Source organism: Paraclostridium benzoelyticum (genome assembly GCF_001006285.1).
In the GTDB taxonomy this organism is placed as follows: domain Bacteria; phylum Bacillota; class Clostridia; order Peptostreptococcales; family Peptostreptococcaceae; genus Paraclostridium; species Paraclostridium benzoelyticum.
In genome coordinates, this window is the sequence record NZ_LBBT01000342.1 from 1 (window position 1) to 10,689 (window position 10,689).

Below are 10,689 nucleotides of genomic sequence, written 5' to 3' on the forward strand. Positions count from 1 at the left end.
AATTATAATATTTATTTATAATTTAATTATAATATTTTCAATTATTCATTTATATATACAAAACTCCTGTATATTTTTTATACAGGAGTTTGTCGATAATTATATTATTGTTTTTCTAATTTATTTGCTATAACTTGTTGAGCTATATTAACCGCATGGTCTGATATTCTTTCAAGGTTAGATATTAAATCTAAGAATATAATTCCGCTGTCTATACTACATAAACTATTATTTAATCTATGTATATGATTTGCTCTACATGATTTTTCCATTATATCAACTTGTTCTTCCATCTTTATAACTTTACAAGCTAAGTCTACATCATAAGTTTTCATAGCTTGTAATGCATAATCATAAGTTGTTATAACTTTATTGTATAATTCTCTTACTTCTTCAGTTCCTTGCTTAGATAATTTTAAATCTGAATCAATTATATCTTGAGCTAACTCAGCTATATTTTCAGCATGGTCCCCTATTCTTTCTATATCATTTACTGTATTAAATAAAGAATCTACTATATCTCTAGCATCTTCATCTAAATGAGCTTTTGATAATTTAAGTAAATAGTTTAGAATTCCCTTTTGTAATTCATTTACTATTTTTTCATTTTTAAATGATTTATCTATATTCTCTTGAGATTGTTCTAAAAATCCATCTAGTGCATAATTTACACTTTCTTTAGCTTTTTTACCCATTCTTAAAGTTTCTTTAACTACACTTGCTACAGCTATTGACGGTGTCTCAACTATTCTATCATCTAGATACTTTATAGCTTTGCTTTCATCTTCTTCTCCATCTTTATCTGGAACAAGTTTTATAGCAAGATTTATGATAAACTTCGTAAATGGAAGTAATATAATAACTGATATTATATTGAATAATGTATGAGTATTAGCTATTTGTCTAGCTACATCACCAGGATTCATATTAGTTACAAAGCTTACTACTGGTTTGTTTAGTACTATTAAGAATACTCCCGTACCTAAAACATTGAATATTAAGTGCATAACCGCTGCTCTTTTAGCATTTCTAGAAGCTCCAACACTTGATATTAATGATGTAACGCATGTCCCTATATTTTGTCCGTATAATATAGGTAATGCTGCATTTAAAGGTATTAATCCTTGTGATGCTAATGCTATAAGCATTCCCATAGAAGCACTTGAACTTTGAACTATCGCTGTTATACCAAATCCTAATAATAAACCTAGTATCGGATGATCTCCAAACCCTATTAATAAGTCTGTAAATCCTTTGTATTCAGCCAATGGTTCAACTGCATTCTTCATAAAGTCCATACCAGTAAATAATATACCAAATCCAATTAATATTTCTGCTATGTTTTTAACTTTTGGCTTAGATGCAAATAAATATAAAATAATACCGATCCCTAATGCTATAGGTGCCATTCCATTTAAGTCAAACGATACAAGCTGAGCAGTTACAGTAGTTCCTATGTTAGCTCCCATTATAACACCTATTGCTTGTGTTAAGCTCATTATACCTGCATTTACAAATCCAACTACCATAACAGTTGTTGCACTACTACTTTGTATAACTGCAGTAACAAATGCACCTACAAGAACTCCCATAAATAAATTACTAGTAAGAAGTTCAACTATTCTTTTAAGTTTAGATCCTGCTGATTTTTCAAGACCTTCTGCCATTAAATTCATTCCATATAAGAATAAACCTAACCCTCCCATAAGGCTAATTACTATATCCAATTTCAGTTCCTCCTCGAAATATTATACTATTAGTCTACAAATATAGCGCCTTATACATTTTATCAAACACCTTGTTTAGTTTTGTTAAATCTATGTTAAATATTAAAAATATATTAAATATTTATTAAATTACCGTTAAATTTTCATTTCAGAATATTTAGAAATAATTTTTTCAGCACACTTTATTCCATCTACAGCTGCGGTTACTATTCCACCTGCATATCCAGCTCCTTCTCCACTAGGGTATAGATCTTTAACATTTACAGATTCCAATGTTTGCTCGTCCCTAACTATTCTTATAGGTGCAGAAGATCTAGTTTCTACCCCTGTTAGAACTGCATCGTTCATAGCAAATCCATTTAACTTTTTATCTAGTAAAAGTAATCCTTCTTTCATTGTGTCACATACAAATTCCGGTAAACAGCCTCTTAAATCTATAAATTCATATCCTGGTTTATATGACGGTCTTACAGATCCTAATTCAGTACTTACTCTATCATTTAAAAAATCTCCTACCAATTGAATTGGAGCTTTATAGTTTTTACCACCTAGTTCAAATGCTAATCTTTCATATTTTTCTTGGAAGTAAACTCCCGCTAACGGATGATCACTTTCAAAGTCCTCTGTAGTAACATTTACTAAAACTGCACTATTTGCGTTCTCTTGATCTCTAGCATGTTCACTCATCCCATTAGTAACAACTTGTCCTTCTTCAGATGCTGAGGCTATTACAGTCCCTCCTGGGCACATACAGAAAGTATATATACTTCTTCCATTTGATGTATGCTCAACTAATCTGTAATCCGCTGCACCTAATCTAGGATGATCATGAAACTCTTTATATTGAGATTTATTTATTAATGTTTGAGGATGCTCTATTCTTGCTCCTACAGCAAAAGGTTTTTGAGTTATTTTTACACCTTGTTCATATAACATCTTATACGTATCTCTAGCACTATGACCTATTGCAAGTATTACAGCCTCTGTTTCTAAAGTTTCTTTATCATTTATAATTACAGATTTTATTTCGTTATTTTCTATATCTATCTTTGTAACTTTAGAATCAAATTTAACTTCTCCGCCTAGTCGTATAATTTCTTCTCTTATATTTTTAACTACTTCTTTTAATATATCCGTTCCAACATGTGGCTTATATGAATACAATATCTCTTCTGGAGCTCCAAAGTTAACAAGTTCTTCTAGGACCTTTCTACATCTTATATCCTTTATTCTAGTAGTTAATTTCCCATCTGAAAATGTTCCTGCTCCACCTTCACCAAATTGAACATTAGATTTTGAATTAAACTTTCCATCTTCCCAAAACTTTTTAATATCTTCTGTTCTTGTATCTACATCTAGTCCTCTTTCAAGTAGTATTGGATTATATCCTCTTTGAGCTAAAACTAGTGCTGCAAATAATCCAGCTGGTCCACTGCCTATTACTACAGGTCTATTTTTTAACTTTTCAGTACCACTTTTCACATTTGCATATGATTTTTCTTTAACCTCTACAACATCTTTAATCTTCGATTTTTTCAATATGTTATTTTCATGCTTAAGTTCTACATCAACAGTGTAAACAAAATCTATTTTGCCTTTTCTTCTAGCATCTATAGATTCTTTATATATATTATAATTAAGTAATTCTTTTTCACTAATTTTTAATTTTTTTAATAACATAGGTTTTATATTATCTAAGCTTTCATTTATATCTAATTTAATATTAGAAACTCTTAACATGTCCTACCTACCTTTCTTTAGTAAAAATAAAAGCTAGGCTTCGTAGGGCCTAGCTTTTATGGTAAATTCTAATTATATTGTTACTTAATCTCTTTGAGTTATTAACCCTCTTATAACTTTCATGTTGTTAAATACTTTTTCTAAGAAATTCTCTGCCTCTTCATTATCTAGTAATGCTATTTGAGTTTGCTCATCATCGTTTATACCGTTTTGTTCACAGTATTGTTTTGCTATACTTACTAATTCATTTTTATCGCTATCACATAATTCAAATTCTTTATAATCTATAATTATGTATTGCATCGCCTTTTCTAAACTGCTTTCGTTGTACCCTATTTCTATATGGTATATTACTGCATATAAATTCTCAGGAGTTTCATTTCCCTTATATACCGGTACCGCTGGATTAGATTTTATATAACTTGTTGATACAGCAATTGCTTTTCCTAAATTAAGACTCATCTATATACCTCTTTCTGTATATTTTAAATTAAGTTTTTACTACATTTTTAAGTCTTTATGTCTCTTACCTAAAGTACTTGGACTTATGTCATATTTTTTAGAGATTTGTGATTGAGTTACTGTTTGTCCATTTTCTTTCTTAATGTGATATTCTACTGCTGCTGCCCATCCATTTTCAGAACCTTTTATTTCGCTATTTTTAGCTTTATATTCGTTCCAAAACTCTAAACAGTTTTCTAGTATATCACTTTCAACTTGAGCTTTAAGTAAAGCTGAAACTGAACATTCATTTTCATCAATCATTTCTTTAACTTCTTCTTGTTTTTTAGCTTTAACGTCTTTTTGATCTTTAAGATATTCAGCTATGTTAGGATCTAGTAATTGTTGAATGTACTTGTAAAGTATATGAGTATGATATATTAAGAAAGTTTTTATATCTTTATATAAATCTTCATATTGGCTAAAGAAATGATTTATATCATTTACTATTACATCTTTAACAGCATCTGATATACTTACTGTAACGTCTAATAACAGATGAGATTCTCCTACTTCAACTATTCTAGCTATTATACAGTCACCTTGATTAAATCCATTTAATAGATTTATATCTTCAGTGTATATTTCGTCTCCTGTTATAGCATCTTTTAATAAGATTCTATCTTCTAACTTTTCTTTTATAACATACACACTTACATAAGATTCAAACAAGCTTTTTAGTATATCTACTTCTGGCTTAGTTAAACTATTTTTATTTTCTTCAAAAAAGTCTACAGTTATAACTTTTTTATTTTCCATTATATGGTCTTGTATAAAGTATGTATTAAAGAAGCTTTCAAACTTACCATTTACATTTTCATCATCTAATATATAAAACATTTCTTGTGCTTTTTTATACTCTTCTTTAAACTTTGGCTGTCTTGAATATTCATATAGTTTTGAGTACAGTTGTGAATATTGTTTTTGTGAAAGTACAATTTTTCTACTAGCTCTCTCCGACACAACATCTTTATTTAAACAGCATTTTTTATATTTTTTCCCGCTTCCGCATGGGCATAACTCGTTTCTCCCTAACACTGTTACTTTCACTCCTTCATTTCTAAATTTAAATACAATTTATAATTATATCATCTTTCCCTCAATGATTCTACACTATAAAGGTATTTTATTGATTTTAGGCGATTTTTTATTGATTTTCTGTATGATTCCATCTAAAATTGCCTCATTATATTTATTTTTCGCATCATCTATCATAATTTCATTTACTGAGTTAATTATCTTTTCTACATTTTCTTTTAAATTTAACTCCCTTATTCTTTCCTCCATACTATTTATGTAAAATTTTTTTATATTTTCAACTAATTTATTTTCATCATTAATATATATATCTTTTAACTTTATATCGTGCTGAAATTTTTTTATTTCAAGGTATTCATCATCTTCAGATTTTGATAAGAGTTCAGCAAAATCTGCTTCATTAATACCCTTATTTATATTTTTAAATTCTTTTATCAACATGTAATTGTTGTATCCCAACAAATGCCCTTTTAAATATGAATACAATATAACTTTTTTCCTATCGGTCTTTATTAAATCATAAACATCTTTAGATATTTTCTCTATGTTATCTATGTCTTTACACTTTTCATTAATTATTTGACTAAATTCATCCATTATATTTAATGTCCAAATATATATGCTTATCTTTTCTATATCTACACCATAAAACTTTTTACATATGTAAGTATACTTTGTGTCTCCATTTTTAAGAAAATCATATTCGATATCATTTATATAATCGTTTAAAAAAAGTATATTATTATCCATTGGAGTCCTCCTTAAGAATTCGTAGAATATTCTTATATATTAAGTTATTCTACATAAAACATAGGAAAACCTTTCATATCACTTTTACTTTAAATTTGCAATCTATAATATTTTCATCTATTTTTGTTATATTTATACTATCTATGGTTATTTTTTTCTTTGAATTATTTATATTTTCAATACTCTGATATATTAATTTCCTATCTCCATTTATTTCTCCTTCAAGCTCTATTTCATTATCACTATTTAAATCTGTCTTGATATATTTTATAGTTGCAATGTCTTTAAATTGTTTTTGAATACTTATAACTATATCTTCTCTATATACATCTTTTAACCTTTGTTCTTTTTCATCTTGTAGCTTTTTTATAACTTTAATTTGATTATCTAACAACTTTTCTTTTTTATCCAGCTTCAAATATATAAAACTAAAATTTAAAACTAAAAATAATACTAAAAAAATATTTATGTTTATTTTATTTTTCTTTGTCTTCATTTTTAACTCCTAAAAAAACTACTTATTTCAAATTCATATATATTTTCATTGTTATTTATAAAATCTATATTAGCTTCCTTTGTGTTTTCTATTTCATCAACTATATCTAAGTAATTTTTTATTTTTTCAAAATCATTGGTTTCGCCTTTAAATCTTAATTTTTTATTTTTCATTTCTACACTTTTTAATTCACTATCATCCATTAAATTCAGTATACTAGATAGTTTTGATGTAGTTTGTTTTATATTTGAAGTTTCTTTATTTTGTTCAATACAATTTAAAATAGATTTTCTTTCTGTAACGTTTTCTTCTAACTTTTTAATTTTATAAAACTTATTTAAATTAATTGTAATTGTAAATACTATAATGCTAATTAGTATTAATTTTTCTTTATCTATTTCCTTATTATAAAATTTTTCGTCTTCGTAAAAAAAGTTTAAATTTTTTTCATTCTTCATAACTATATCAATCCTATATTATTAATAAAATTATTCAATTCAGCTTGTTTTGCATCTTTTAAAAAAAGTTTATTCAGCTTAAACTTTGTCTTTAAATTTTTTATAAGTTCACAGTTTTGAAACCCATAGTAATATATTTCCCCACAATTATTTTCAATTTCATTATTTAAAAATTCATATACATCCATATTATTTAATGTGTATGAGTTTATAATAAGTTTATTTTTTATTAAATTTACATTGGTGTATTGTCTTCCTATATCTAAAATCAAATCATTTTCTCCTTCTATTTCAATATCTTCGTTATATATAAGTTTATTTAATATATCAAAATTAACACTTAAGCTTATAGGTTTAAATTTTAATGATTTAGCTAGCTCTCTATAACTTTTCATAAGATCTATTGGCATAAGTATAGCCTGTGCATCTATATAGTCTTCTTCTTGTTTTAATATATTGTATTTTAATATATAATCTTTAATATTTATAGGCAGATATTCACTTAACTCATATGCTATAAGTCCCTTTATATCACCCTTGTACCCAGTGTTTATCACTTTAACATTCCTATTTATTATACTTTCATTTTGAACTGCAAAAGATATTCTTCTACATGGTATTTTAAAATTATTTAATTCATTTTTTATTAGTTTACTTAACTTATTAATATCTAAAATTAATCCATTTTGGTCTATTTGGTTAAACTCAAAAGTTTTCATATTTCTAAATTTAACATATCCAAAATACTTCTCTATAACAAGCATTTTTATTATATTTTCTTTTATCTCTAAAGTTAATGTTTTTATTTTCATCACCTCTATAATTTATTCTTGTTCGTTTTTAGGATAAAAAGTTTGTCCGTCTACTTTCACCTTTATATCTTCATTTTCTGTATATACTTCAAAGTTTTTATCTTTTTGACTTTGAACTTTAGGCTTTCCTTCTAAATAATTGTTTTTAACTAAATAATCTATACTAATTTCATCTTCAGATACATCACTATTTATTGCTATCTTTGCAGCTGTAGCTATATTATTAGCCGTAACGTAATCTGCATTTATCTTACTATTTTTTTCAACATCTCCAAACTTGACTAATGCAATGCTTGATAGTACTCCAAGTATTGCAACTACAATCACAAGTTCTATTAATGTAAACCCTCTTCTTTTTTTCATAATTATCTTCTTATCTATTTTCATTTTACTTCTCCTTTTATTTGTTTTTATTCAAATGAAGTTACTGCATCAAATACAGGCGTCATTATAAAAACTAGTAAAGTTCCTATAACTAATCCTAAAACTAAAACAATAATAGGCTCTATTAGTTTAATTATTTTACTAGTCAAATTATCTAAATTATTTTCATAATTTGTATTTATATTTCGTAAGCAATGTTCCATTTTACCTGTTTCTTCACCTACTTCTATCATAGATATCACTATTTTAGGAAATACTTGTGACTTATCTAATGAGAATGCTATGCTGTTACCTTTTTGAATTAAGCTTTTTGATATATTTAATTTCTGTGCCATATATTTGTTACTTATTACATCACAAGATATATCTAGGGCCTTTATAATTTGCACTCCACTACTTATCAATATGTATATACACCTTATAAATTTATTCACTTCTATAGTTTGAATAATATTTCTAGTTAATTTAAATTCAAATAATTTCTTATCAAAATACATCCTAACTTTATATTCTTTTTTAAACATGTAAATTAGAAGCCCTATAATAGCACCTACTATTAAAAAAATTATTTTATAATGATTTCTTAAGTTCATAGAAAAATTTATTAAAATCTTAGTAGTTAGAGGCAAGTTACTTTCACTTCCAATAAATGATTGTTGAAATTTGGGGACAGTATATATTAATGTAAATAAAATTACACATATACATGTAAGAATTAATGCTATAGGATATACCATAGCCAAGATTAGTTTTCTTTTAAATTCATATTCTTTTTTATAATAATCAGATAAATTCATTAAGATTTCATCTAATTTACCACTTACTTCACCTGCTTTAACCATATTTATGAAAAACTTGGAAAACTTAGCTGAATTTTTAAATGATAATGATATAGGATTTCCTTTTTGAAGATTATAATTTATACTTTTTAGAATTGGTTTTAATTTTTTACTGCAATTTAATTGAATTGTATTTAGAGAGTGCGTAATTTCACATCCAGATGAAATCAACATCCCTAATTGATTACATAAAACAGATAGGTCTTTGTCTCTTAAATTTTTGTTATTTTTATTTTTTATCAATTTTATATTTGCTATTTTTAAATTTTTTTCTATTGCATATACTTTTAATTCTTTTTCTGAATCAAAACTTAATTTTTTCCTTGATCTGTTTCCATTCTTATCATATACTATACACTCATATAGAGACATTTGCTTCACCTCTATTTAATATAGCTCTAGCACTTATAATTTCTTCTATTGTTGTTATGTTTTCATTAATTAAATATGAGCAACTATCTAAAAATGTAATCATATTATTTAATCTAGCAGTATTATAAATATCTTCTATGTTCTCTTGACTCATTATAGCATTTCTAATATCTTTATCCACTTCTACTATTTCATACAGTGCTACTCTTCCTTTATATCCAGTATTATTGCAATCCCTACAGCCCTTAGCCTTTTTAACTTTTAGATCATTATGTACTTTTAGATATTTAGATATATTTGTTTCTATAGTTTCTTCATAACTGCAATTTTTACATACACGCCTGATTAATTTTTGAGATATTATCCCGTTTAATGTTGATGCAATTAAATACCTCGGTATACCCATATCAAGCAATCTATTTATTGACTCAATAGCATTATTAGTATGCATGGTACTTATTACTAAGTGGCCTGTAGAAGCAGCTCTAATGGCTATTTGAGCAGTTTCTTTATCTCTTATCTCTCCTACCATTATTACATCTGGATCTTGTCTTAATATCGACCTTAATCCTTTTGAAAAAGTTAATCCTATTTTTGTATTTACCTGAGTCTGATTTATACCTTCTATCTTGTATTCAACTGGATCTTCTATTGTTACTATATTTTTATCCATAAATTTAAAATCATTTAATATTGAATATAAAGTTGTTGTTTTGCCACTTCCAGTAGGCCCTGTTATAAGCAATATACCACTCATCTTATTAACTATATTTCTAATCTTATTTACAGCAATATTTGAAAATCCAATTTCTGATTTATTCTTTAGAAATTTATTTCTATTTAATATTCGAATCACCACTTTTTCCCCATGAACAGTAGGTATAGTAGATAATCTAAGGTCTAATATATTTCCATTAATTTTTTTATCTATTCTTCCATCTTGAGGCAATCTCTTTTCAGCTATATCTAATCCTGCAAGTAATTTTATAACTGTAACTAATTGCATATGCATATCTTTGGAGTAGTTATAAATCTCTTTTAAGTTCCCATCTACTCTCATTCTAATTTTTAGATTATCCTCAAATGGTTCTATATGTATGTCACTTGAGTTAAAATTTAATGCTTTACATAACATCTCATTTAATACACTTTGGTAGTAGTCATCATTATTTATATCACAATCTGAATAATATATTTTTATAGCTTCTTTTATTTTCAATTCATCTTCTAATTTAAAGACTATATTTCTTCTAGTTGCTAATCTAAAATCTTGTAATGCATAAATATTTTCTTTGTTTATAGCTACTACTAAATCATTTTCTCTTATTTCAATTGGTATCGCATTATACTTTATAGCTAAATTTTTTCTTATTGTAGATGGAGCTTTTTTATCTAATACTAAAATTTATCTCATTCTCCTTTCACTTGTTTATATTATTTTAAAGTTAGTATATAGACTATTGCATATTTCAATAGTCTATATACTAACTTTACCTACAATTATTAACATATAGTATTTATTCATACATTTAAATACTTCTATTTATATGAATAAAATTATATAAATAATTA

General features: G+C 26.0%; 11 protein-coding genes. All 11 read right to left on the reverse strand.

Translation table 11 applies throughout. The features are described from left to right. Nucleotides 1-104: 104 nt before the first annotated feature. The 11 genes from VN21_RS16360 to VN21_RS16410 all read right to left on the reverse strand — a co-directional run bounded on the left by VN21_RS16360 (nucleotide 105) and on the right by VN21_RS16410 (nucleotide 10,336). Nucleotides 105-1,727, reverse strand: a complete 1,623-nt coding sequence (locus VN21_RS16360) for a Na/Pi cotransporter family protein (protein ID WP_046824203.1) — start codon at nucleotides 1,725-1,727, stop codon at nucleotides 105-107. A gap of 135 nt (nucleotides 1,728-1,862) precedes the next feature. Further along, nucleotides 1,863-3,467 carry an NAD(P)/FAD-dependent oxidoreductase gene (locus VN21_RS16365; RefSeq protein ID WP_046824204.1) on the reverse strand — a complete coding sequence of 535 codons (1,605 nt, stop codon included), beginning with the start codon at nucleotides 3,465-3,467 and terminating at the stop codon, nucleotides 1,863-1,865. A gap of 84 nt (nucleotides 3,468-3,551) precedes the next feature. Continuing rightward, on the reverse strand, nucleotides 3,552-3,929 hold the full coding sequence (locus tag VN21_RS16370) for a hypothetical protein (RefSeq protein WP_046824205.1): 378 nt from the start codon (nucleotides 3,927-3,929) through the stop codon (nucleotides 3,552-3,554). 39 nt (nucleotides 3,930-3,968) lie between these two features. Beyond that, complete coding sequence (locus tag VN21_RS16375) at nucleotides 3,969-5,006, reverse strand: SEC-C domain-containing protein (RefSeq protein WP_021430280.1); 1,038 nt, start codon at nucleotides 5,004-5,006, stop codon at nucleotides 3,969-3,971. Between the two features lie 75 nt (nucleotides 5,007-5,081). Beyond that, nucleotides 5,082-5,756, reverse strand: a complete 675-nt coding sequence (locus tag VN21_RS16380; protein WP_046824206.1) for a hypothetical protein — start codon at nucleotides 5,754-5,756, stop codon at nucleotides 5,082-5,084. Between the two features lie 73 nt (nucleotides 5,757-5,829). Next, complete coding sequence (locus tag VN21_RS16385; RefSeq protein WP_046824207.1) at nucleotides 5,830-6,252, reverse strand: hypothetical protein; 423 nt, start codon at nucleotides 6,250-6,252, stop codon at nucleotides 5,830-5,832. Between the two features lie 2 nt (nucleotides 6,253-6,254). Next, nucleotides 6,255-6,710: a hypothetical protein gene (locus VN21_RS16390; protein ID WP_046824208.1), complete on the reverse strand. Its 456-nt coding sequence runs from the start codon at nucleotides 6,708-6,710 to the stop codon at nucleotides 6,255-6,257. A 2-nt stretch (nucleotides 6,711-6,712) separates the two neighbouring features. After that, nucleotides 6,713-7,522, reverse strand: coding sequence for a type IV pilus biogenesis protein PilM (locus VN21_RS16395; RefSeq protein WP_046824209.1), 810 nt, complete (start codon nucleotides 7,520-7,522; stop codon nucleotides 6,713-6,715). Nucleotides 7,523-7,534: 12 nt separating this feature from the next. Further along, the gene (locus VN21_RS16400; RefSeq protein ID WP_046824210.1) at nucleotides 7,535-7,909 is read right to left on the reverse strand and encodes a type II secretion system protein; all 375 of its coding nucleotides are present in this window, start codon (nucleotides 7,907-7,909) and stop codon (nucleotides 7,535-7,537) included. 23 nt (nucleotides 7,910-7,932) lie between these two features. Further along, complete coding sequence (locus VN21_RS16405) at nucleotides 7,933-9,117, reverse strand: type II secretion system F family protein (protein ID WP_052952126.1); 1,185 nt, start codon at nucleotides 9,115-9,117, stop codon at nucleotides 7,933-7,935. Next, a complete protein-coding gene (locus VN21_RS16410) occupies nucleotides 9,104-10,336 on the reverse strand; it encodes a GspE/PulE family protein (RefSeq protein ID WP_226896729.1) in 1,233 nt (410 codons plus the stop codon). Before VN21_RS16410 ends, VN21_RS16405 begins: the two co-directional genes overlap by 14 nt. Nucleotides 10,337-10,689 lie beyond the last annotated feature (353 nt).